This window comes from Pseudoxanthomonas sp. P4_B2 (assembly GCF_056402315.1).
Map to the genome: position 1 here is coordinate 185,625 of NZ_JBFUHQ010000001.1, position 23,229 is coordinate 208,853.

The 23,229-nt window shown below is 61.7% G+C and carries 19 protein-coding genes and 1 pseudogene; 11 read left to right on the plus strand and 9 right to left on the minus strand.

The annotated features are described in order from the left end of the window. Positions 1-94: 94 nt before the first annotated feature. The 5 genes and pseudogenes from AC1DTQ_RS00815 to AC1DTQ_RS00835 form a co-directional block, all read right to left on the minus strand. Positions 95-2,209, minus strand: coding sequence for an amylo-alpha-1,6-glucosidase (locus AC1DTQ_RS00815; RefSeq protein ID WP_477847228.1), 2,115 nt, complete (start codon positions 2,207-2,209; stop codon positions 95-97). Between the two features lie 4 nt (positions 2,210-2,213). Further along, positions 2,214-3,266, minus strand: coding sequence for a glycosyltransferase family 4 protein (locus AC1DTQ_RS00820; protein WP_477847230.1), 1,053 nt, complete (start codon positions 3,264-3,266; stop codon positions 2,214-2,216). Positions 3,267-3,418: 152 nt separating this feature from the next. Further along, a pseudogene (locus AC1DTQ_RS00825) lies at positions 3,419-4,738 on the minus strand (alpha,alpha-trehalose-phosphate synthase (UDP-forming)); the annotation flags it as partial. Between the two features lie 10 nt (positions 4,739-4,748). Then, the gene (gene otsB, locus AC1DTQ_RS00830) at positions 4,749-5,543 is read right to left on the minus strand and encodes a trehalose-phosphatase (RefSeq protein ID WP_477847232.1); all 795 of its coding nucleotides are present in this window, start codon (positions 5,541-5,543) and stop codon (positions 4,749-4,751) included. Positions 5,544-5,841: 298 nt separating this feature from the next. Then, positions 5,842-6,450, minus strand: coding sequence for a DUF4142 domain-containing protein (locus AC1DTQ_RS00835; protein ID WP_477847234.1), 609 nt, complete (start codon positions 6,448-6,450; stop codon positions 5,842-5,844). Between the two features lie 311 nt (positions 6,451-6,761). On the opposite strand from AC1DTQ_RS00835, the gene AC1DTQ_RS00840 reads away from it, so the two are divergent. Next, positions 6,762-7,181 (plus strand): CBS domain-containing protein, encoded by a 420-nt coding sequence (locus tag AC1DTQ_RS00840; RefSeq protein WP_477847236.1) that lies wholly within the window; start codon positions 6,762-6,764, stop codon positions 7,179-7,181. A gap of 305 nt (positions 7,182-7,486) precedes the next feature. Here the strand turns inward: AC1DTQ_RS00840 and AC1DTQ_RS00845 are convergent, their stop codons facing one another. Then, on the minus strand, positions 7,487-7,834 hold the full coding sequence (locus tag AC1DTQ_RS00845; RefSeq protein ID WP_477847238.1) for a BON domain-containing protein: 348 nt from the start codon (positions 7,832-7,834) through the stop codon (positions 7,487-7,489). Positions 7,835-8,140: 306 nt separating this feature from the next. Here AC1DTQ_RS00845 and AC1DTQ_RS00850 point away from each other — a divergent pair, with 306 nt between their 5' ends. From AC1DTQ_RS00850 to xth, 3 genes are all read left to right on the plus strand, one after another. Beyond that, a complete protein-coding gene (locus AC1DTQ_RS00850; RefSeq protein WP_477847240.1) occupies positions 8,141-8,359 on the plus strand; it encodes a hypothetical protein in 219 nt (72 codons plus the stop codon). An 80-nt stretch (positions 8,360-8,439) separates the two neighbouring features. Beyond that, complete coding sequence (locus tag AC1DTQ_RS00855) at positions 8,440-8,772, plus strand: hypothetical protein (RefSeq protein WP_477847242.1); 333 nt, start codon at positions 8,440-8,442, stop codon at positions 8,770-8,772. A 55-nt stretch (positions 8,773-8,827) separates the two neighbouring features. Then, complete coding sequence (gene xth, locus AC1DTQ_RS00860) at positions 8,828-9,694, plus strand: exodeoxyribonuclease III (RefSeq protein ID WP_477847243.1); 867 nt, start codon at positions 8,828-8,830, stop codon at positions 9,692-9,694. Here the strand turns inward: xth and AC1DTQ_RS00865 are convergent. After that, positions 9,691-10,230, minus strand: a complete 540-nt coding sequence (locus AC1DTQ_RS00865; protein WP_477847245.1) for a cupin domain-containing protein — start codon at positions 10,228-10,230, stop codon at positions 9,691-9,693. The genes xth and AC1DTQ_RS00865 overlap by 4 nt on opposite strands. A gap of 156 nt (positions 10,231-10,386) precedes the next feature. Here AC1DTQ_RS00865 and AC1DTQ_RS00870 point away from each other — a divergent pair, with 156 nt between their 5' ends. Beyond that, positions 10,387-14,718, plus strand: coding sequence for a DEAD/DEAH box helicase (locus AC1DTQ_RS00870; protein ID WP_477847247.1), 4,332 nt, complete (start codon positions 10,387-10,389; stop codon positions 14,716-14,718). A gap of 105 nt (positions 14,719-14,823) precedes the next feature. Then, complete coding sequence (locus tag AC1DTQ_RS00875) at positions 14,824-15,252, plus strand: VOC family protein (protein WP_477847248.1); 429 nt, start codon at positions 14,824-14,826, stop codon at positions 15,250-15,252. 80 nt (positions 15,253-15,332) lie between these two features. On the opposite strand, the gene AC1DTQ_RS00880 is transcribed toward AC1DTQ_RS00875, so the two are convergent. Continuing rightward, positions 15,333-15,560: a hypothetical protein gene (locus AC1DTQ_RS00880; protein ID WP_477847249.1), complete on the minus strand. Its 228-nt coding sequence runs from the start codon at positions 15,558-15,560 to the stop codon at positions 15,333-15,335. A 127-nt stretch (positions 15,561-15,687) separates the two neighbouring features. On the opposite strand from AC1DTQ_RS00880, the gene lexA reads away from it, so the two are divergent. From lexA to AC1DTQ_RS00905, 5 genes are read left to right on the plus strand one after another with little or no spacing between them, the layout of a single operon-like run. Next, positions 15,688-16,296 carry a transcriptional repressor LexA gene (gene lexA / locus AC1DTQ_RS00885; protein WP_477847250.1) on the plus strand — a complete coding sequence of 203 codons (609 nt, stop codon included), beginning with the start codon at positions 15,688-15,690 and terminating at the stop codon, positions 16,294-16,296. Continuing rightward, entirely contained in the window at positions 16,296-16,907 is a 612-nt protein-coding gene (imuA, locus tag AC1DTQ_RS00890) for a translesion DNA synthesis-associated protein ImuA (RefSeq protein ID WP_477847251.1), read from the plus strand. Before lexA ends, imuA begins: the two co-directional genes overlap by 1 nt. A gap of 9 nt (positions 16,908-16,916) precedes the next feature. Further along, positions 16,917-18,341 carry a Y-family DNA polymerase gene (locus AC1DTQ_RS00895; RefSeq protein ID WP_477847252.1) on the plus strand — a complete coding sequence of 475 codons (1,425 nt, stop codon included), beginning with the start codon at positions 16,917-16,919 and terminating at the stop codon, positions 18,339-18,341. Continuing rightward, positions 18,329-21,505 (plus strand): error-prone DNA polymerase, encoded by a 3,177-nt coding sequence (locus AC1DTQ_RS00900; RefSeq protein ID WP_477847253.1) that lies wholly within the window; start codon positions 18,329-18,331, stop codon positions 21,503-21,505. The genes AC1DTQ_RS00895 and AC1DTQ_RS00900 overlap by 13 nt, the downstream gene beginning before the upstream one ends. A 20-nt stretch (positions 21,506-21,525) precedes the next feature. Next, positions 21,526-22,098, plus strand: a complete 573-nt coding sequence (locus AC1DTQ_RS00905; RefSeq protein WP_477848338.1) for an alpha-ketoglutarate-dependent dioxygenase AlkB family protein — start codon at positions 21,526-21,528, stop codon at positions 22,096-22,098. A gap of 12 nt (positions 22,099-22,110) precedes the next feature. On the opposite strand, the gene AC1DTQ_RS00910 is transcribed toward AC1DTQ_RS00905, so the two are convergent. Further along, a complete protein-coding gene (locus tag AC1DTQ_RS00910) occupies positions 22,111-23,163 on the minus strand; it encodes a glycerophosphodiester phosphodiesterase (protein ID WP_477847254.1) in 1,053 nt (350 codons plus the stop codon). Positions 23,164-23,229 lie beyond the last annotated feature (66 nt).

Genomic DNA, 23,229 nt, shown 5'->3' on the forward strand with positions numbered 1-23,229 from the left:
TCCTAGTGGACTATCCATGGCATCCGAGAAACAATCCGTGAAAACGCAACGCGGGAATATTGACAGCTGTTTCACCGCTTTCGCGTCGGCATGATCAATTGCGAATCTGCAGCGAGACTTGACCGCTGTCGTCCGCATCAAGAAAAGCAGCCACGCGACTGCCCACTTTTCGGAACACCAGGTCCACACGGTGCTCACCCACCGTAAGACCGGAAATGGCGACATCCTGGATACCTTGCGGAAGTTCGGGACGATGCACATGGATTGTTTGCGAGCCGCCATCGATCTCCACGCCCAAACACGCTTGCAGAAGCATTAGCCCGGATCCCGCTGCCCAGGCCTGCGGCAGGCACGCGATGGGATAGGCCACGGGCGGTGCGCCCTGCGTCCGCGCGAAGCCGCAGAACAGCTCCGGGACCCGCATGTCGAAATGGACCGCGGCCTCGAATGCCCCGCGCAACAGCCGGTTGGCGGCGCCGCGCACGCCCTGACGCGCCATACCGAAGGCGCATAAGGCGGAATCGTGCGGCCACACCGATCCGTTGTGGTAGGAGATGGGGTTGAAGCGCGATTCGCCACGCGCCACCGTGCGTACACCCCAACCCGAAAAAAAAGCAGGCGACATCAGCTGTTCGGCAACGCTTGCGGCCCGTTCTGGAGACGGCAATCCGACGAAAAGCAGATGGCCCGCATTGCTGGTGCGCACGGCGCATAGCTCGCCCGCGCCGTCCAAGGCCATACCGTAATAACCGGCATCCTCCATCCAGAACAGGTTTTCCACGGCGATGCGCAGTTCGTCTGCACGCTGGCTCCATCGCTCGGCGGCATCGGGGTCCCAACGTTCGCCCAGCTCGGCCATGGTTCGCAAAGCGGCATAGACGTAGCCTTGCACCTCCACCAACGCGATCGGGCCCTCAGCAAGACGGCCATCGGCATGAAAGACGGAATCGCCGCTGTCTTTCCAACCCTGGTTCGCTAAACCCAGATCGGTGCCGCGTGCATAGACGAGGAAGCCATTCCGGTCCGAGTCGCAAACGCGCTCTATCCAATCGGTAGCCGCCCGCAATGCGGGCCAGAGTGACTCGATGGTTTCCACATCGCCGGTGCGCCGCATATAAGCCCCGGCCAGCGCGATAAAAAGCGGCGTGGTATCGACGCCACCGTAGTAGAGGCCGAAAGGAAGCTCCTTCAGTGCGGACATCTCGCCCTTTCGCGTCTCGTGCAGGATTTTGCCGGGCGCCGCGTCCAGAAAAGGCGAGTCTTCCTTCGCCTGGTGCTGAGCCAGGAAGCTGAGCACCCCTTTGGCGAGCGCGGGGTCCAGCCAGAGGGTTTGTAGCGCAGTGACTACCGCATCGCGTCCGAACGGGGTGGAGAACCAGGGAATTCCGGCATAGGGATAAGGACCTGTTTCCAACTCGCTGGTGAGCAGGGCCAGATCGGAGCGGGAACGGCGCATCCACTGGTCGAATAGCGGACCGCCGCTGGCTACACGCGCGCCGCGCCGCTGCCGCCGTCGCATTCGCCGTCGTGCGGTCGAAGCTTCGTTGCGATACCGCTCGCGCGTCGGCGTGTCTTCCGGCGTCGCGCCTATTTCGATGTACAACTCGTCGCTGCCGCCCGGATCCAGCGCCACCATCAGTTCCAGCAAGCCAGGTTCCAGAAACCGCGGCGTACGCGAAAAAAGCACCGACGAGGTGCGCACGACGCGATCGAGGCCCTCGTAGCGGAAACCATATCCCCAGTCGCCGGTCTCGGATTCGAATAGACGTCCGCGCGCGGAACGCTTGCTGCCGCGTACTTCGAACATGTCCACGAAATCCGCAGCCAACTTGAATCGCAAAGGCAGGCGCGCGGGCCGGGCTCCGTAATTGACGCAGGTGATACGTTCGAATATGCGTTCCTTGCACAAGAACCGGCTGCGGGTCAGATGAATCAGGCCTTCAGGCGCGCCCATTTCATCGATCGCCGACAACGCGCGATTGGTCATATGAGCGACGAACAGCACATTGTCCTGGGTGACCGCTGCGCTGAGCAACGCCGGTTCCTGGTCGCCTAGCAGCAACTGGTAGGTCGACAGGATGCGTGTGTCCTGTATGAAGAAGCCCTCGCTGAGGGACACGACGTTGCCCAGGCTGTTGGCGACCAGGAAGCTGTCGCCGTCCTTCAACACGTAGCGCGTCTGCAGCGCGGCGTCGTTGGTGGATTCCATGGCGTCAGGCCTTCTTCAAGATCGGTTGTTCCTCCGTCAGGCGCAGGTACAGCGATTCGTAGTGGGCCACCATGTGCGATGCATCGAAACGCCGCTCGAAGCAGGCGCGTATGTGGCGACGGTCGTAAGCGCGCACCTCAGCCACCGCAGCCACGGCTTCCTCTATGCCGCTTACTACACGGCCGCTAACTCCGTCATCTATGACTTCCGGTACAGCCCCTTCGCGCCAGGCCACCACCGGCGTACCGCAAGCCATCGCTTCGATCATGACCAGCCCGAACGGTTCGGGCCAGTCGATCGGGAACAGCAAGGCCGCGGCGTTGCCGAGGAATTCGCTCTTCTGAGAGTCGTCTATCTCGCCGATGAATTCCACATCTGCGCCTTCGAGCATCGGCGCAATGGTCTGGTGAAAATACCGCTGGTCTCCGTCGCCCACTTTCGCCGCGATCTTCAGCGGCATGCCGATTCTTCGCGCGATCTCTATGGCACGATCGGGTCGCTTCTCGGCTGAGAGGCGTCCCAGGAAGGCAAGGTAGTCGCAGCTAGGTCGTGACGGAGGAGTGCACAAACCAGGCGGTAACCCGTGGTGAATCGTTTCGGACCAGTTGGCCCATGGCATGGGTTTGCGCTGGTTGTCGGAAATGGAAACCAAGGGGTAACCGGACCAGCGTCGGTAGACCTGTGCCAGGTCCTGTTTATCTTGGCGGCCATGCAGGGTGGTGACGGTTTTGTGCGCCACCGTTTCGAATATGGGAAAGGGAAGCAAGTCGATATGGAAGTGCAGCACGTCGAAATCGTCGGCGCGTTGACGAATGCTTTGCAGCATCGACAAATGCGCCGCAAGTATCGATTTTTGCGGTGCCGGATCCAGGCGTAGCGCCTTTTCCCTGAAACTGGTCAGATTGGCGGAGGTGGTCGAATCCCCCGAAGCGAACAGCGTCACCTGGTGTCCACGTTCCACCAGCGCCTCGGTCAAGTACGACACAACGCGTTCCGTACCGCCGTACAGACGCGGCGGTACCGATTCAAGCAAAGGCGCGACCTGCGCGATCCTCATGGGTTCTCCTTGTGATGCCCTCAGATGTTGATGGCGTTTTTCGTCGCTAGCTGCGCGTCGCCAACGCTGGCTAAAGCCAATTTGCGAGGTGGCGCATCGTCTTCCCCTGCCGTCGGCTGTGCTTCGGCGGTGACGTTTGCGCTGCGAAGAGCGGGCCGACGAAGGCGTTCGAGGAAATCAGACGCCCAGCGATTGATGTTGTTCCGCCGCAGGTTGTCCATCATCGATTCCCAGCGTTGTCGCCGTTCGGAAGCAGGCATCGAAACGGCGGTATCGATGGCGTCCGCTACATCGTCCACGTCGTGCGGATTGACCAGCAACGCCGCGGGCATCGCGTCGGCGGCGCCCGCCATCCGGGACAGCACGAGCACACCGGGATCGGATGGATCCTGGGACGCGACGTATTCCTTGGCCACCAGGTTCATGCCGTCGCGGAGCGGCGTCACCAGTGCCAGGTCGGCTGCGCGATAGAAGCCGGTAAGGACGCTATGCGGGTAGCTGTGATTGACGTATCGAATCGGCGTCCAGTCCGGACGGGCATGGAGGCCATTGATGTGGCCAGCCAGGCCCTCCAGTTCTTTCCTCAATGTCTGATACTCGGGCACCGCTTCGCGCGTCGTAGGCGCGATCTGCAAGTAGGTCAACGGCTCACGGCGCGCCTTCCTGTGTTCCAAATGACGTGCGAACGCGCGGAAACGTTCCGGCAGTCCCTTGGAGTAGTCGAGACGATCGACTCCTATGGCCAGCCGCTTGCCGGAAAGGCTGGCCTTCAGTTCGTCTGCTGCCGATATCGCTGCCGGAGCGGCGGCGGCCTGCGCCACAGCTTGGGCATCGATGCCAATCGGGAATGTGGCTAACTCGCAAGGAGTGTGATTCTTGCCGATAGCTTCCAGGTAGCCGCGAAGGTTCTCCATGTCTCCAACGGTCTGCAGGCCGACCAGATCGTAATCCGCGAGGAGACCCAATAGTTCCTCATGGCCAGGAAGCATGGACAGCACGTCCCACGATGGCATCGGGATATGCAAAAAGAAGCCAATGCGCTGAGCGACGCCCAGCTTGCGCATTTCATGCGCCAGCGGGATCAGGTGGTAGTCATGAACCCAAACTACGTCGTCCGGCCGCAGTTCCTGCGCAAGTACATGGGCAAAGCGCTTGTTGACGTCACGATAGCCCTCATAGGCCTCGCGCCGGTAGTCCACCAGATCGACCCGATAGTGGAATAGTGGCCACAAGGTGCGGTTGGCGAAGTGATGGTAGTAGGCGTTGAAATCGGGTTTCGGAATGTCCAGCGTGCAATAGCGGATGCCTTCGCCTATGTGAATATGGGGCGGCCCTTCGCCGTACTTCCCGCTCCAACCGACCCATACCCCACGCTGTTCGCGCAGGACAGTCTGCAGCGCGGTGGCCAGGCCTCCGATCTGCATGCCGCCCGGTTGGGCTACGCGGTTGGATACTACGAACAATCTTCCCACACCATTTCTCCTAGGCAATCTGTTCCGCAAACCGGGCTTCATGCTCTGCCAGCCATGCCAGCACGGCGTCGACGTCCGGCAACCAGAAGCGGGCGGACGTTTCCCGCGGCGCACCTACAAGCACGCTGATCCCACGCATCGCATTGACCGCGGCAAAACCAGGCTCGTCCGCGGGATCGTCGCCCACGAACACCGGACGTCTTCCTGCGAACGGTGGGTCGATCATGAAATGGCGAATCGCCTCGCCTTTGTCGATGCCGGCCGGCCTGATCTCGATCCCGTGCTGCCCGCGGTGCAGGCGGTGTGAAGGCAGGGCCTTCTCGACTTCTTCAGCAAGAGAGGTCAGTGCCGACGCAGCGTCGGGTGCCGCGCGCCAGTGCAGATAAAGACAAGGGCCGTTATGCTCGATGCTGGCGCCCGGGAAACGAGCAACCAAATCGTTGGCCTGTTGCGCATAGCTCAAGAGCGCGTCGTCGTCCCATTCCGGGGTTCGATAGCTTCCGGCCGCGGTCCGGCGCTGAACCCCATGCAGGCCTGCTAGCCATGCGAATTCAAGCGGATGCAGCAACGCATCAAGCGAAGCGATACTGCGGCCGCTTACCAGAGCCACCGCACCATCCAGGTGCGCAGAAAGGCTTGCCAGGAGACGCCGCAACGCGTCGTCGAACTTTACGCCGTCCGCCCGCTCGATATGCGGCACGAGGGTTCCGTCAACATCTAGAAACAGGGCCCAATTGCGGCTTATCGAGGGGGGAGTTCGAGAGCCATCATCGTTATCCATGATGCCCATGTTAAAGAAACGCATGTAATCGATTTGTGCACTGCGGTGTACGGGAAGTTAGCGATCTGTTATTCGCTCACGCGAAATCCCGCAAATTCAGTAGAAAACTCGCGGAGCTGATTTGTCCGCACACAAGATAATTAGCCGCAAATAACTGAGAAAAGCACAGAGAAATCCGGCGGTGGCTTCATTGATGTTGTTTGCCGCTCTGGTGGCGCCAGAAGGATCTGGCCGCAATCGAAACCGCCGGAGGTTCCACACTCTGAGATCGACATGAACTCTACGGCCCACGCCCAAAGACGTGGGCTCGTGAATTCACGGGCTATTCCTTGGCCTGCAGTTTTCTCGCTTCCTCAAGGTGCATCACGACATGGTCGCGCGTTTCCATCAGGTGGTCCTTGACCGGTCCAGTTGAGGCGAGGCTCAACAGGCGCCCGTCTATCAGCGCCAGCGCCTCGGTATGCCCGCTGACCATGGCATCCACGTATGCGGTTTCGTACTCCTTGCCATTCTTCTGGCCGAGCATGTCCAGATCGCTCTTGCCCTTGTCCTTCATCGCCTGCACTTCGGGTGTGGAAGCTAGGCTTCCCAGGGTTTTGGTCTTGGCCAGATTATCGCCATGCTCCTTTTCCATCATTTTCGCGTACGCCAGCACCGGTGCAGATACGTTCTTGCTCTGTGCCTGCTGCGCGGCGGTAACTTCATGCTCGTTGAGTGCGGCCAGCAGTCCGAGCGCGAGCGAATCGTCCTTCGTGCTTTCGGCGGCCGCTGGTTCCGGGGTGGCTGGCGGCGCCGAAGCATCGGGAGCAGGAGTGGTGGGTGTTGCAGCGCTGGGTTCGGGAGTGGGCTGGTTCTCGGGAAGGTCGCGGCGATCACAACCACTGGCGATCGCGAGCACCAATAGGGTGCCGATGACAGGTAGCGTCCTCATGAGACTGACTCCAGGAAACCTAGCAGGGCGCCAACCATCGCAGCAATCATGTAAATGGCGCGCAAAGCGTAGGACGCCTCAAGCACACAGGGTTTTCACCTTGGATGGATATGAAGAACAGCATTCATCCGGCATTGCGCATTTCCGGAATGATGGGTTCGTGACGACGGCGAATCGATCAATGCACCACTTATGCTGTGCGGAAGCTGACGAAGCGAGCCAGAATGAAATCACCATCATTTAACTTCAGCTTGACAGTCACTTGATTGCGGCTGCGAGAGGATCAGAAACCCCAGCCGAAGGATAGATCAGTGAAAGTCAAAACCGTAATGACGCAGAATCCCGTCGTCGCCGCCAGATCCACCTACCTGAGTGAAGTGGCTCGCAAGATGCTGGACAACGACGTCGGTGAAATCCCGATCGTCCATGGCGACAAGCCGATCGGCGTCGTTACCGATCGAGACATCGTGATTCGTCTCGTGGCGCATGGACAGGATCCCAAGCAAGTGCGCGCAGAAGATTGCATGACGAGTCCGGCCATAACCATCGACCAGGACGCGGATTTGAAGGATTGCGCAGAGCTGATGGCCAGAGAAAAGGTCCGCCGCATACCGATCGTCGATGCGCAAGGGCGTTTGTGCGGCATAGTCGCGTTGGCCGATCTGGAGCGCAGAACGGATACCCGTTCAATGAAAGTCGAGGTTTTCCGGCACGTTTCACAGCCTCATTAAACTGCCTCGCTTACTACTACAGGCCGGGATCCTCAAGGATCTCGGCCCGTATTTCTAGTTCTGTAAAAATTCAGGGAAATTTAAGGCAGGGGAAATTTTAAGAAGGCTCAGTGCCGGGGAGGAAACGCCCGGCAACTGAGCCTCCTACCGGATTTCCACTTCGGGCATTAGCCATTGCTCATCCGGCGTGCGTAGCTTAGCGAAAGATGCGTTACCGCGTAGTCAATATCGCATGATGAGTAAGGTAGGCGAGTGATCATTTTTATATCTGCGATAGACAGGATAAAAATTAATTAGCAAGTCGCCTACTTGCTGGTGGGACTGACAGTCAACTTGGACTCGACTTTTGTTACACCCTTGATGCCACGCGCTACGCTCACGGCCTTATCCGCCTCTGCTTTCGATTTGACGCTACCGTTAAGCGTCACTACGCCGTCCTTCGTATCCACGTCGATATCGGTACCGGCGACGCCATCCGTAGCCAATAGGTCCGCTTTCACTTTTGTAGTGATCCAACTATCGGTTATCGCTTCGCCGGCTTCCGTCGCGGGCCGATCCTGTTCCGACTTCGGTGTCGCTCCCTGAGCGAATGCGGCAGAAGCCGAAAGAGACAAGGCGAGAAGCGATAGGGTCAATGTGGATTTACGATTCATTTGGGCACCTCCTGGGGCACCTTCTCTGGGAGGTCAGACCATATTCCTCGTTTGGGAAAACTCGCGTGAAAAAACATGCGGCATTACGTGTTTTCGCGCCTGTTCTCGGCTTGTAAAACGTAAAGAATTAACGTGACTCATATGCTCGTTGGTGGGATGGCAGGCAATTTCGTTTTCCATGCCGGCATGCGTCAAATGCTGATTCGTTGAATTGAGGTGATGGCCCAGTAACGCCAGCTTCACTTGAGTGCAACTGGCGCCAAGCCAGTATCCGTAGCGATAAGAGCATTAAGAGGAGGAGACGACATGAACAGCCGCGCGGAATATGGCGCAGACGATCCGCGGCAGCACACACGCAAGATCAAGGAGATGTTGCATGGTTCCATGCAGCATATTCGGGAGGACGTTACCAAAGTAAATGACCCCAAGGCCCAGGCGTTATTCGAGACTTCTGCCGAAGTACTCGGCGGATTGATCACGGTCTATGAGCATTTCGAGCAGCGAAACGAAGCTGCCTGGAGATAAAGTTCATGGCGTCACGGTGTCGCGAATAAACATTCTGGTGAGACTCAATGAAATGAATTTTCTCAAAGCGGTAACGCAACATGCGTCGAAACACCCGACTTCCTGACGGTTTCGAATGGAGCGCATCCGATGCGCTTAGCTGCAGTGACGGCAATGTCTTTTTAGTGCATAACGAACTCGACATTGCCGTGGTGAGGCGGATGGGAAATGGATGGATAGCGATCATCGATTCTGATTATTGTTGTTCGGCCGCCAATTCCTGCATCGTGCCCAGCCTGTGGAAAGGCCAGTGCTGGATTGCGGCATGGTTAAGGCGGGATGCCGCTGCCGTGAGCGTTCTCGTCAAGTACCGGCACCTGCGCGGTAGTTCGTCGGATAAGCGATCGGATAAACAGCCGCTATCGCTCCACTGAACTGCCTTTCCTGACGCGCCAGAATGGCCGCACGACACAGCATAGGTAGACGCCGTTGGCTGCCAAACGCCTGAAGATCGCAACCTTCAATGTCAACGGCATACGTTCGCGGCTGCCCCACCTGCTGGCCTGGCTGGACAAAGAAAAGCCAGATGTCGCTTGCCTGCAGGAACTGAAAGCCATCGACGAGGGATTTCCCATCGCCGAGATTCACGATGCCGGTTATGGCGCGCTCTGGAAAGGGCAACGCTCGTGGAACGGCGTGGCCGTGCTTGCCAGGGACGTGGATCCGGTAATGAGCCGAGATGTCCTTCCAGGCGATCCCGGCGACGACCACAGCCGCTACCTAGAAGTGGTCACCCACGGCATCGTAGTGGCCTGCCTTTACCTCCCCAACGGAAATCCGCAGCCAGGGCCGAAATTCGACTACAAGCTCCGTTGGTTCGACCGCCTGATCAAGCATGCCGCGAAGTTGTACAAGAGCGGCTTTCCGGTCGTGCTTGCAGGTGATTTCAATGTCGTCCCTACCGACTTCGATATCTACGATCCGCGCTCCTGGTTGAAGGATGCGCTGCTGCAACCCGAAAGTCGTGCGCGCTACGCGAAACTGTTACGACAGGGATGGACCGATACGCTGCGCGAGTGCCATCCGGAAGAACGCATCTACACGTTCTGGGATTATTTCCGCCAGCATTGGCAGCGCAATGCGGGTCTGCGCATCGATCATCTGCTGTTGAACCAAGTGCTTGCGCCGCGGCTCAGCGATGCGGGCGTGGACCGCTGGGTGAGGGACCTGCCCAAAGCCAGCGACCATGCGCCTGCTTGGGTCCGACTCGCACCGATCCCGAAGACCAGAATCACGCCCGCAGTAGGGCAGAAGCACGGGAAGCGAAACGGCGCGACGCCGAAGCCACGCGGCTAGCGCCAGAAGACGCGCAGGCCATCGGCTCCGAATATGGGATCCGCTGCCGGTACAGGCACCTTGGCCACGGCTTTTTCGGTGGTTTCACGCTCGCTTTCCAGACCCGTGCGCATATCGGGCTCGCGGCCTTCCGGATAGGCTCCTACCACCTGAAAACCATCGGCTTCGCGCAATTTACGGTGGGCGACGCCCGCCGGTATGACCAATACATCGCCGGCGCGCAGATTCACTTCCGGGCCATGTTCGCCACCGAGCTGAAGAAGGGCTTTTCCCGAGAATGCGCCGAGCACTTCATGCGTATTGCTATGGAAATGGTGGAACGGATAAACGCTCCATCGCCAGGCGTCAGTCCAGCCGTTGTCCGCGAATCGCTTTTCCAACCATTGCGCGCCGGCGTCGTCGCGTTGCGAAAAAACGCCGCGATAGACCAGCGCCGGGTTGGTGTTGTTGGGGATGGCGCCGTCGGGCGCCAGGCGGATTACCTCGGTCGCAGGACGCGATTCGGTGGGCTTCTCCACCACGTGCGAACGCAGCATGGCAACACCTCCGTGGAAGGCTTCTCGTATTAAGGTTTCCTATTCTAGAGCGGCCCTTGTTCACGGGCCGTATAGTTGGATGCCCGGCATCCGGCCCCATGTAGATTCCTGGCGAGCGGCCCCTAGCTCCGCAACTCATAATCTTCCGACTTCCCGATGCCTCTCGACACCTTCCATCCTGCCGTTGCCAACTGGTTCCACCGGACCTTCGGTGCGCCCACGCAGGCGCAGGCCGAAGCGTGGCCGCAAATTAGGGCAGGCCGGAACACTTTGGTGGCTGCGCCTACGGGCTCGGGCAAGACGCTCACGGCTTTCCTGGCAGCGCTGGACGAACTGGTGCGCACAGGATTGCAGCCGGAGGGTCTGGCAGACGAAACGGTCGTCCTCTACATCTCGCCTCTGAAGGCGCTTTCGAACGATATCAAGCTGAATCTGGACGCGCCGCTGGCGGGAATCCGGCAGGAACTCGCGGCCTTGGGCCTGGCGGACGTGGATATCCGCACGGCGGTGCGCACCGGCGATACGCCGCAAAAGGAACGCCAGCAGAGTCTGAAAAAACCGCCGCATATTCTGGTCACCACGCCGGAATCGCTTTACGTGCTGCTGGGGTCGGCCTCGGGCCGCGCCATGCTATCTACCACGCGCACAGTGATCGTGGATGAAATCCACGCTGTGGCCGCAAGCAAGCGCGGCAGCCATCTTTCGCTGTCCCTGGAGCGCCTGCAGGCGCTCTGCGCCGCGCCGCTGATACGCATCGGGCTCTCGGCGACGCAAAAGCCGATCGATGAGGTGGCGCGTTTCCTGGTCGGCTGCGGCCCCGCGTCCAACGGCACCATCGATTGCGCAGTGGTCGACATCGGCTACGCCAAGCAGCGCGATCTGGCGCTGGAAATTCCGCCTACGCCACTGGCGGCGGTCATGTCCAACGATCAATGGGAACAGGTCTACCTGCGTGTAGCCGAATTGGTGCGCGCGCATCGCACCACCCTGGTTTTCGTCAATACGCGACGCATGGCCGAACGTGCGGCCCGCCACCTGGGCGAGTTATTGGGCAAGCAGTCCGTCGCGGCCCATCATGGAAGTCTGGCCAAGGAAGCGCGGCTGGACGCCGAGCAACGACTCAAGCGCGGAGATCTGAAGGTGCTGGTGGCCACCGCATCGCTGGAGCTGGGTCTGGATATCGGCGATGTCGACCTAGTCTGCCAATTGGGTTCGCCGCGCTCCATCGCCACGTTCCTGCAACGTGCCGGACGCTCAGGGCATGCGGTCGGAGGAATACCCAAGGCGCGGTTGTTCCCCCAATCCCGCGACGAACTGCTCGAATGCGCGGCATTGCTGGACTGCGTCGCCAGGAGAGAACTCGACGCGCTGCACGTGCAGCCGGCGCCGCTCGATGTGCTGGCGCAGCAGATCGTCGCCGAAGTCGCATGCGCAGAATGGGACGAGGACGAGCTTTTCGCATTGTTGCGACGCGCGTGGCCGTATGCGCGCTTGAAGCGCGAAGACTACGACGCGGTGGTGCGGATGCTGTCCGAAGGTTTCACTACCCGGCGCGGCCCGCGGGCGGGTTACGTGCATCGCGATGCCGTCCATCGCCGCCTGCGCGAGCGCAAGGGCGCGCGGATGACCGCCTTGATGTCGGGCGGCACTATCCCCGAGACCGGCGATTACGCGGTGCTGTTGGAACCGCAGGCGCTCAATATCGGCACCGTAAATGAAGACTTCGCGGTGGAGAGTTTGAGCGGCGACATTTTCCAGCTCGGAAACGCCAGCTACCGGATCCTGCGGATCGAACCGGGCCGCGTGCGCGTGGAGGACGCGCAGGGCGCGCCGCCCAATATTCCGTTCTGGCTGGGCGAAGCGCCCGGCCGTACCGACGAATTGTCCTTCGGCGTTTCGCGTTTGCGCGCGGCGGTCGCAGATGTGATCGTGGCGTCCGGTCCGGACGCCGCGTGCGATTGGCTGTTGCGGCAAGTGGGGCTGCAGAGGGACGCGGCGGAGCAGATCGTGGATTATCTGGCACGCGCGCAGGCCGCGCTCGGTGCGTTGCCTACGCAGACACGCATCGTGATGGAGCGGTTTTTCGACGAATCCGGCGGCACCCAACTGGTGATCCATTCGCCTTATGGCAGTCGCCTCAATCGAGCCTGGGGGCTGGCGCTGCGCAAGCGCTTCTGCCGCAAGTTCAATTTCGAACTGCAAGCCGCAGCGACCGAAGACGCGATCGTGCTGTCGCTATCCACCAGCCATAGCTTTCCGCTGCAGGATGTGGAGCAGTACCTGAAGTCGGCCTCGGCGCTCGAGGTCTTGGTGCAGGCGTTGCTGGACGCGCCGTTGTTCGGAGTGCGCTGGCGATGGAATGCGACTACGGCCTTGGCGCTGCCGCGTTTCCAAGGCGGCAAGAAAGTCCCGCCGCAACTGCAACGCATGAAATCGGAAGACCTGCTGGCGACGGTTTTCCCCGACCAGGTGGCATGCGCGGAGAACCTGGCTGGCGAGCGGGAAATTCCGGAGCATCCGCTGGTGGCGCAAACCCTGTGGGATTGCCTGTACGACGCGATGGATGCCGATGGCTGGTTGAACCTGCTGCGCCGCATCGAATCCGGAGAGGTCGAGGTGCTGGCCAGAGATCTGCCGGCGCCTTCGCCGCTGGCGGCCGAAGCGCTGAATGCGCGCCCTTATGCCTACCTGGACGACGCGCCGCTGGAAGAACGCAGAACGCAGGCGGTGCAGAGCCGCCGTTACGCCGATCCGGAAAGCGCCGCGGACATCGGCCAGCTCGATGCCGATGCCATAGCAGCGGTCAGGCACGAGGCTTGGCCCGAGGCACGCAATGCGGACGAAATGCACGAAGCCCTGGGCGGTCTTGGAGTGATCACGGAAGCCGAAGCTTGCGCGGCACCCGATTGGCAGCAGTGGTTGCAGGCGCTGGCGGCCGATGGCCGTGCCACTCGGCTCGAGTTGCGCGGCATCGGTTGCTGGGTAGCGACGGAACGGTTCCCACAGGCGGCCGCCGTCTACCCTGAGGCCGTCGCGCATCCGCCGCTGGAGGTGCCGCGCGAATACGCCGAAACGCTTTGGACTGGTGAAGAGGCGATGCGCGAACTGCTGCGTTCCCGTCTCTCCGGTCTGGGTCCGATGCGCGCGCATGAGCTCGCCGCTCAGCTGCAGGTGCCGCTTGCGGAGGTCGAAATCGCATTGCTCGGCCTTCAGAACGAAGGCTATGTACTGCAGGGAAACTTCACCCCAGGTTCCGAGGAGATCGAATGGTGCGAACGGCACTTGCTCGCCCGCATCCATAGATACACCCTCAAACGCCTGCGCCAGGAAATAGAACCGGTGGAGCCGCGCGATTTCGCGCGATTCCTGTTCGACTGGCAACACCTGAGCGCCGCTACTCGCGTCAATGGACCGGAAGCGCTGTCGGTGGTGCTCGGCCAACTGGAAGGGTATGAGGCCCCGGCAGCCAGTTGGGAAGCCGAACTGCTGTCGGCCAGGGTCCAGGATTATTCCATCGCCTGGCTCGATGATCTTTGCACCTCCGGACGTACCTTGTGGGCGCGGCTGCGACCGAACGCTTCCGAAGGCGGAAGCGCAAGCGCTTCGCTGCGCTCCACGCCGCTACTCTTGTTGCCGCGCCGCACCGCATCGCTTTGGCGTCAGCTAGCGCCGACGCCTGGGGACGATGCGGGCATGAGTTCGCGCGCCAGCAAGGTCGTCGAATGGCTGGCCGCCAGCGGAGCCTCTTTTTTCGACGAACTCGCCGAAGGCGCGCACCTGTTGCAGACGGAACTGGAAGACGCACTGGCCGAATTGGTGGCACGCGGCCGCGTTCACTGCGACAGCTACGCCGGCTTGCGTGCATTGCTGGTGCCTGCTTCGAAGCGTGCTCCTACTTCCTCCAGACGACGGCGCCATTCGCTATTCGGTATCCAGGATGCCGGGCGCTGGGCGCTGGTACGCCAACCGAATACCGATCCGGGTGCGAAGAAATCGCCGGAAGCGGTCGAACACGTGGCCCGCACTCTGCTGCGCCGATACGGTGTGGTGTGCTGGCGAATGCTCGAACGCGAAGCGGCTTGGCTTCCCCCTTGGCGCGAACTGGCTCGTATCTATCATCGGCTGGAAGCGCGCGGCGAGATACGCGGCGGCCGCTTCATCGCAGGGTTGTCAGGAGAGCAGTTCGCTCTGCCTGAAGCGCTGGGACTGTTGCGGCAAGTGAGGCGCCGGCCACCCGACGGGCAACTGGTGCGCGTTTCCGCCGCCGATCCGGCCAATCTGCTCGGCACCGTGCTGGCTGGAGCGAAGATTCCCCGGCTGCCTGGATCCAGCGTGCTCTATCGGGACGGAATCGCGATCGCGGCCAATGCCGGCGGACAGACGCAGTGGCTGGTTGCGCTGGATGCGCAAGAGCGGCGCCAGGCCACGGATGCATTGGTGCAACGCACCGTCTGGAAGCCGACGGTATCGGCTGAAACCGCGGCCTAGCGACTCCTCCATCAGCGACTGCGGACGGTCAAAACAGCGTGAAGATATCCGCAAGCATCCGATGATAAAAAGCGTGCTTCCTTTTTATTGCAGCGGAGATCAAGTATGGAAACCCAGGAACTGCATCGGGGCCGTCTGATTGACCACATCCAATTGGTCGTACGGGATCTTACCGCCAGCCAGAAATTCTACGAAGCCGTGTTCGATGTCCTGAAGATTCCGATGGCAGGCACCGGCGACGACTATTTCTGGGCGGACGAATTGTTCGTATCGACTGCCGATAGCAAAGCTGCGCAGGGAATATTGACGGGACGCCATCACTTGGCATTCCAGGCGCAGGACAAGGCCATGGTCGATGCCTTCCACAAGGCGGCGCTCGCCAATGGCGGCAAGGACAATGGCGCACCCGGATTCCGCGAATATCATCCGGGCTACTACGGGGCCTTCGTTCTGGATCCGGACGGAAACAACATCGAAGCCGTTTATCACGGTGAGGCCAAGCGCAGTGCGCCATCGGTGAAAGTGACTTTTTGAAACGAAGGAGTGGCGTCGTCGCCTTGGGTCCTGACGCCTAAGTCACCAGCGGCAGGCGACTGCGGTTGGCTCGATTGTTTCTAAGCGTCCGCTGGGCCGCTGAAGATGTCGTGTTTCCTCAACATCGATTCCAGTCGATCGAACACATAGTCGAAATCTTCCGCATGGGCCTCGGCAAGAATGATCTCGGCATGGCTGGTCCAGATGTTCTGCCGTGTAAGTGGTTCTGCGCCCGCGATCAGCATCGGCACCTCAGCCTCCAAAGCGGCTACCAATGCGTCCAATTCGGAGCGGGTCTTGTAAGGCATCGCTGGATCATATACCTCGCCTTCTGTCACGGTCTTGAGGCGGAGAGACAGGTGATTTGAGTCTGGTGCGACGGAATATCCTCCCCGTCTCGCCTAATGCGACCGAAAGGTGTACAAATGTACACCTATGGACACCCTCCCTCCCAAACGCGCCGCCGTGCTGGCCTTCCTCCGCGATCAGGTGGAGGGGCAAGGCCGGGCACCCAGCTTGGCCGAGATCGCGGACGAATTCGGCTTCGCTTCGCGCAATGCGGCCCAGAAACACGTCCAAGCCCTGGTCGCCGATGGCTTGATCGAATTGGCTCCGGGCCAGAAACGCGGCATTCGCTTGGTCGGCGGGCGCGGGCCAGGCCAATTGGTATCGCTGCCGGTGTTGGGCCGGGTGGCGGCCGGTTCCCCGATCGGCGCCGACATCGGTTTGGATCAGCAACTGTGGCTGGACCGTACTCTGTTTTCGCTCACTCCGGACTATCTGTTGAAAGTGCAGGGCGACTCCATGGTCGACGACGGAATTCTCGACGGCGACCTGGTCGGCGTGCACCGCACCAGCGAAGCGCGCAACGGCCAAGTGGTGGTGGCGCGCGTGGATGGCGAGATCACCATCAAACGTTTCGAACGCGGCCGCAAGAACATCCGGCTGCTGCCGCGCAATCCCGCGCACGCTCCCATTGTGGTGGAACCGCATCAGGATTTCGCCATCGAAGGCGTCTACTGCGGACTGGTCAGGCAGGGCTGATGGGCGCGGTCGTTGCACTGGAAACCTTGCTCGCCGCGCAGACCTTGTGGCGAGCCGGCCGCACCGCCACCCTCGCTGCGGAAGGCGAAAGCACCGGTCATGCGCCGCTCGATGCGTTGCTGCCGCAAGGTGGCTGGCCGCGCCGCGCGCTGACCGAGCTGCTGCTGCCCGCCGATGGCGTGGGCGAACTGGAACTGCTGTTCCCCACCTTGGCGCGCATGACCCAGGCTGGCGGTACCGTGGTGGTGGTGGCGCCGCCGTACATTCCCTACGCACCGGCGTGGCAGGCAGCCGGTATAGAGCTGGCGCATCTGGAAATCGTGGAAGCGCAGCCGCGGGATGCCTTGTGGGCGTTCGAGCAATGCCTGCGCAGCGGCACCTGCGCTGCTGTGCTCGGCTGGCCGCGCAATGCCGATGCGCAATCGCTGCGCCGTCTGCAGGTGGCGGCCGACAGCGGCGACTGCCTGGGTTTCGCTTTCCGCGATCGCAAACATCTCGCCAACCCTTCGCCTGCCGCATTGCGTCTCGAGCAAGCGAGTGGCGCTTGGCATGTGCGCAAGTGCCGTGGCGGACAACTGCCTTCGCGCAATTTCGCGCTGGCGACGCATTGAGCCGCGCGCATGTTGTGGGCCTGCATACTGCTGCCGCAGCTGGCGCTGGATTCTGTCCTCCGGCGTTTGCCTGATCCGCAACGACCGCTAGCGCTGGTCACCGGTCCGGCGCATCTGCGCAGCCTGTATGCGGTCAACGCATCGGCGGCGGAGGCAGGGCTGTCTCCGGGCATGCGTCTGTCCGCCGCGCATGCGTTGCTGGCCGACATGGCCGCGGTGGAACACGACACGCAGGCCGAAGCGCGCTGGCATCGTTTTCTTGCCGCGTGGGCCTATCGCCACAGTTCGCTGGTCAGCGCGCAGTGGCCCGGCTGCGTGGTGCTAGAAGCGCGCGCCAGTTTCCAGTTACTGGGGCCCTGGCCGCGTTTCGAAGCGCGGCTGCGCGAGGAACTGACCGCGCTGGGCTTCGCCCATCGCATCGCTCTGGCGCCGACGCCGCGCGCGGCACGCGTGCTGGCGGGACTGCGCGATGGCATGGCGGTGACCTCCGCGCCCGCGATGCGGGAAATCCTGGCGAAAGTGCCGATACGCCGCGCCGCGCTACCCGATGACGCCGGCGAACGCCTGCATCGCATGGGCGTGCGCGACCTGCATGCGCTGCGTTCGCTGCCGCGCGACAGTCTGCGTCGTCGCTTCGGCCTCGAACTGCTCTCGCATGTGGACCGCTTGTATGGTGAAGCCGACGATCCGCTGGACTGCTACGCGCCGCCGGACCATTTCGACAGCCGCGTGGAGTTGGGCTACGAAGTCGAGCACCATCCGCCGTTGCTGTTCCCGCTGCGTCGCCTGATCGGCGACCTGTGCACCTATCTGTCCATCCGCGATGGCGGCGTGCAGCGCTTCGTGCTGCGGCTGGAGCATGAAGGAACGAAGCAGGAGGGCACGCACACCGATGTCGAAGTGGGGTTGCTTGCGGCTGAACGCGAACCGGCCATGCTGTTCGAACTCACCCGCAACCGGCTGGAGCGCGTGTCGATTCCGAAACCGGTGGTGGCGATGCGCCTGCTGGCGCGCGAACTGCCACCGTTCGTGCCGGCCTCGCGCGATTTGTTCGACACGCGTGCGCAACAAACCCTGCCATGGCCGCAGCTGCGCGAACGCTTGCGTGCGCGATTGGGCGACGAAGCCGTGTATCGCGTCGCACCGGCCGGCGATCCACGGCCGGAACGTGCCTGGCGTCGCGACGACGGCAGACCTACCATCGAACCGGTACTGCCGCCCCGCCCCGCGTGGCTGCTGCCGCACCCGGTGCCGTTGCGCGGACATGGACTACGCATCGTTTCCGGGCCGGAGCGTCTGGAAAGCGGCTGGTGGGATGGCGAGGACGCACGTCGCGACTATTACGTATTGGAAACCGCGCAGGGTCAGCGCGCTTGGGCGTTCGCGCCGGTCGGCGAGCGCGAAGGCTGGATGCTGCATGGATGGTTCGCGTGAAGTTCGTCCACCTGCCACTGGAAGCGGCCAACGATCCGGGCGATCCGTTGCCTGCGTACGCCGAGTTGCATTGCCTGTCGGATTTTTCGTTCCTGCGCGGCGCCTCCAGTGCCGAAGCGCTGTTCACTCGCGCCGCGCAATGCGACTACGAAGCATTGGCCATCACCGATGAGTGCTCGCTGGCCGGCATCGTGCGTGCGCTGGTGGCTTCGGAAGTGACCGGCGTCAAGCTGATCGTCGGCAGCGAGTTCGAACTGGAAGACGGTTTGCGGCTGGTATTGCTGGTGCAGACCCAGCAGGGCTATACCCATCTGTGCCAGCTGATCACGAAAGCCCGCCGTGCTGCTGGAAAAGGCGAGTACCTGATCACTCGCGCCGATTTCGAAGCCCACGCCAGCGCGGAGGGCGTGCCGGGAATCTTCGCCTTGTGGTTGCCCGGACGCAGTCCCGAGATAGAGCAGGGCGCCTGGGTATGCGACGCCTTCGGCGAACGCGCTTATCTGGCGGTGGAGTTGCATCGCGATCGCGACGATGCGCAACGTTTGCATGAATTGCTCGCATTATCGGTGTGCCTGTCTTTGCCTGCGGTGGCGACTGGCGATGTGCATATGGATACGCGGCGCATGCGCTTATTGCAGGACACGATGACTGCGATCCGTCAGGGCACGACCCTGGCTGAAGCCGGCGCGCATCTGTTCCGCAACGGCGAACGCCATCTGCGCAGCCGCCGTGCCTTGGGCAATATCCATCCGCACGCCTTGCTGGAAACTGCGGTAGGCATCGCCCGGCAATGCACTTTCAATCTGCGGGAGCTGAATTATGTTTATCCCGCCGAACTGGTGCCCTACGGCGTAACGCCTGCCAGCCATTTGCGTGCGCTGACCCTGGCAGGCATGCGGGAGCGCTGGCCGCAGGGGGCACCCGCAAATGTGATCAAAACCATCGAAGGCGAGCTGGCCCTGATCGCCAAGCTCAAATACGAAGCCTTCTTCCTCACCGTCGAGGATATCGTCCGCCACGCACGCAGCCTGGGAATCCTTTGCCAGGGGCGCGGTTCGTCCGCCAACTCCTCGGTCTGTTACGCGCTTGGCATCACTTCGGTTAATCCGGAAGAGAGCCGTCTGCTGATGGCGCGCTTCCTGTCGGAGGAGCGCAACGAGCCACCGGACATCGACGTGGATTTCGAGCACGAGCGCCGCGAGGAAGTGCTGCAGTACGTCTACAACAAGTACGGGCGCGAACGCACCGCACTGGCCGCCACCGTGATCCGTTACCGCGGGCGCAGCGCGCTGCGCGATGTGGCCAAGGCCTTCGGCCTGCCGCCGGACCAGATCACGCTGCTATCCGGCTGCTACGGCTGGGGCAATGGCGAAACACCGATGGATCAGCGACTGCGCGAAGCAGGGTTCGATCCGGAGAATCCTCTGATCCTGCGCGTGCTGGCCCTGACCGAAGCCTTGCACGGGCATCCGCGTCACCTTTCGCAGCACGTGGGCGGTTTCGTGATCTCCGATACGCCGTTGTGGAATCTGGTGCCGGTGGAGAACGCCGCCATGGCCGACCGCACCATCATCCAGTGGGACAAGGAAGATCTGGAGGAAATGAAGCTGCTCAAGGTCGATTGTCTGGCCTTGGGCATGCTGACTTGCCTGCGCAAGGCATTCGATCTGGTGAAGCAGCACCGCGGCTATGAATTGGCCCTGGCCAACGTGGCGCCAGACGACCAGCCCACCTACGACATGATCCAGCTCGCCGATACGGTGGGCGTATTCCAGATCGAATCTCGCGCGCAGATGAGCATGCTGCCGCGGCTCAAGCCAAATTCCTTCTTCGATCTGGTGGTGGAAGTGGCGATCGTGCGGCCCGGACCGATCCAGGGCGGCATGGTGCATCCGTATCTGCGCCGGCGCATGGGTGATGAGAAACCTGATTATCCCTCGGAGGGCGTCAGGGACATCCTCGAGTCCACGCTGGGCATCCCTCTGTTCCAGGAGCAGGTAATGGAATTGGTGATACACGCCGGCTATACCCCCAGTGAAGCGGACAACCTGCGCCGCTCGATGGCGGCCTGGGGCCAGGGCGGCGACATGGAGCCGCACCGGGCCCGCATCCGCCAACTGATGGAGGGCAGGGGCTACACCTCGGATTTCATCGACCAGATCTTCGAACAGATCAAAGGTTTCGGTTCCTACGGTTTCCCGCAGAGCCATGCTGCGTCCTTCGCCAAACTCGTCTATGTCAGCTGCTGGCTGAAATGCCATGAACCTGCTGCGTTCGCCTGTGCGCTGCTGAATTCGCAGCCGATGGGCTTCTATCCCGCAAGCCAGATCGTGCAGGATGCACGGCGCGGCCGGGCAGCGCGTGCTGCGGTAGAGTTTCTGCCGGTAGACGTGGTCTGCAGCGATTACGACAACACATTGGTGGGCGGATCTTTTCGTATCGAGGCAGCTGCGGGCAAGCAACCGGCAATCCGATTGGGATTCCGCCAAATCAGCGGACTGTCCGAGCAAGCGGCTCTGGCCATCATGGCCGCGCGCCAGCGGCAGCCATTCCACGACATCGCCGACCTGTGCCTGCGCGCGAACCTGGACGACAAGGCACGCAATGCATTAGCCGAAGCAGGTGCTTTGCAAAGCCTGGCGGGAAATCGCAATCAGGCGCGCTGGATCGTCGCCGGCATCGAGCGCCAGTACCCGCTGTTGCCCGGCAGTCCGGAGGAGAGGCCGATCGAATTTCCGGCACCGGCCATGGGCGAGGAAGTGCTCTCCGACTACCGTGCGCTCGGCCTGACTCTGCAGGCGCACCCGCTTTCATTGTTGCGCGAGAAGTTGCGTGCGCGCCGATTGCTGGGTTCGCGCGATTTGATCGACAAACGCCACGGTAGCAGCGTGCATGCGGTTGGGCTGGTGACCAACCGCCAGCGTCCGCAGACTGCGAGCGGCACCATCTTCGTGACCCTGGAAGACGAGCACGGGATGGTCAACGTGGTGGTCTGGGAGCATGTGGCCCAGCGACGGCGTAAAGCGTTGCTGGGCGCCAGCCTGCTGGCGGTGCGTGGGCGCTGGGAACAGGTCGACGGTGTGGCCCATCTCATCGCCCAGGACATGCAGGATCTCAGCGAAATGCTGGGAGGCCTGCGCACCACTTCGCGGGATTTCCACTGATGTCCGCCGCCGCGTTCTCACTGGATCTTTTCGCCGGAGCGATGACGCAGCTGGTGGACGACGCGCAAGGCGGCATCCGCTATTGGCCCGGGTTCGTCGACGCCGCGCTGGCGCAGGAATGGTTCGCCACTTTGCATGCGAACGCCACATGGACGCATCTGCAACGGCCCATGTACGATCGCGTGGTGGATGTGCCGCGGCTGTTGGCGTCGTACCGCATCGAAGCGTTTCCGTCGGAACTGCCTTTGGCGGATATGCTGGCGCGCGTACAGGCCGTCGTGTCTGCGCCGTACAACGGCGTTGGCATGAATCTCTATCGCGACGGCAACGACAGTGTGGCCATGCACAGCGACAAGTCGCACCTGTTGCTGGCGCCGCAACCCATCGCGCTGGTTTCGCTGGGCGACCCGCGCCGCATGTTGATCCGCGCTAAGGTCGGCAATCGCCGGACGCTGGCCGTGGATCTGGAGCCCGGCAGTCTGTTATGCATGAGTTACGCGTCGCAGGCGACCCACGAGCACGGCATTCCCAAGACCAAGAAGCCGCAAGGGCCGCGCATCAGTGCGGTCTTTCGCGTTCGACCCTACGAATGACCCATTCGCGCATCACTCTCCCGGAGAACGGACATCGCGAGCGCGCGATGCTGGGGTCACCGCTTTGCGGCCCAGCGCCGGATCATCGGTGAAAATCGCATCGATTCCGGCGGCGATATAGCGCTGCATCTCGCACACCGAGCCGGCTTCGTTGCGCTCTGCCGCTCCGCCACCGTCTTTGAATTCAGAACCGAGAAAATGGTTCTCCGGCCGGAACGTATAAACAACGACTTTCAATCCTTCCGCATGCGCGTCGTCGACCAGGGCGCTTCGTGCTTCTTGCGCGTCGCTCCGCAAGTCCACATTCTTTATCGAAACTCCGATGGCATCGGCATAACCTGCGATCTCGCGCAGGCCGCTGGGTCTCATCATGTCGGCAAAGGTCGTGCGCTGTCTGGAAACGACCGCATCGTAGGGACGTCCATCCTTTTCGCCCAGCAGCTGCAAGAGTTCGATATTGGCGTGCGCGGCCCCGATCTTATCGCGCAGGTATCGCAGGTTGCCGGTTTCGAAGGATTGGATGATCACTGGCGCGCTTCGCGTGTAGGCATGCGCCGCTAGTGTCGCCAGCAACTTGTCCTCCATGGACAGGCCCAGGCTTGCGAAATAGCTTGGGTGTTTGATCTCGGGAACGATGCCGATCGTGCGCCCATGCTTCGACGATTCACTGGCGACCAGTTCGATGATCTCGTCCAGGGTGACGATACCGAACTGATTGTCATAGGCGATCGACCGCAACTGCGGTAGCCGTTCGCGTGCGCGCAGCGTGCGCAGTTCGGCCAGCGTGAAGTCTTCCGTGAACCAGCCGTCGGTCTTTTCGCCATCGATGGACTTGCGGGTTCTGCGCAAGGCGAATTCCGGGTGATCGGCGATATCGGTCGTACCGCTGATCTCGTTCTCGTGCCGGGCGACCAGGAAACCGTCCTTGGTGCTCACCAAATCCGGCTCGATCGCATCGGCTCCGTCCTCTATCGCCTTGGCGTAGGCGGCCAGCGTATGTTCGGGGCGCAGCGCACTGGCGCCGCGATGGGCAATGACGGAAACCTGGGGGGTGTCGCGGGGCATGATGGCGCCTTGGCTCGAAATCGCACGTTTTCAACGGCCATCCAAGACGGAATGCCCGGCGCTGGC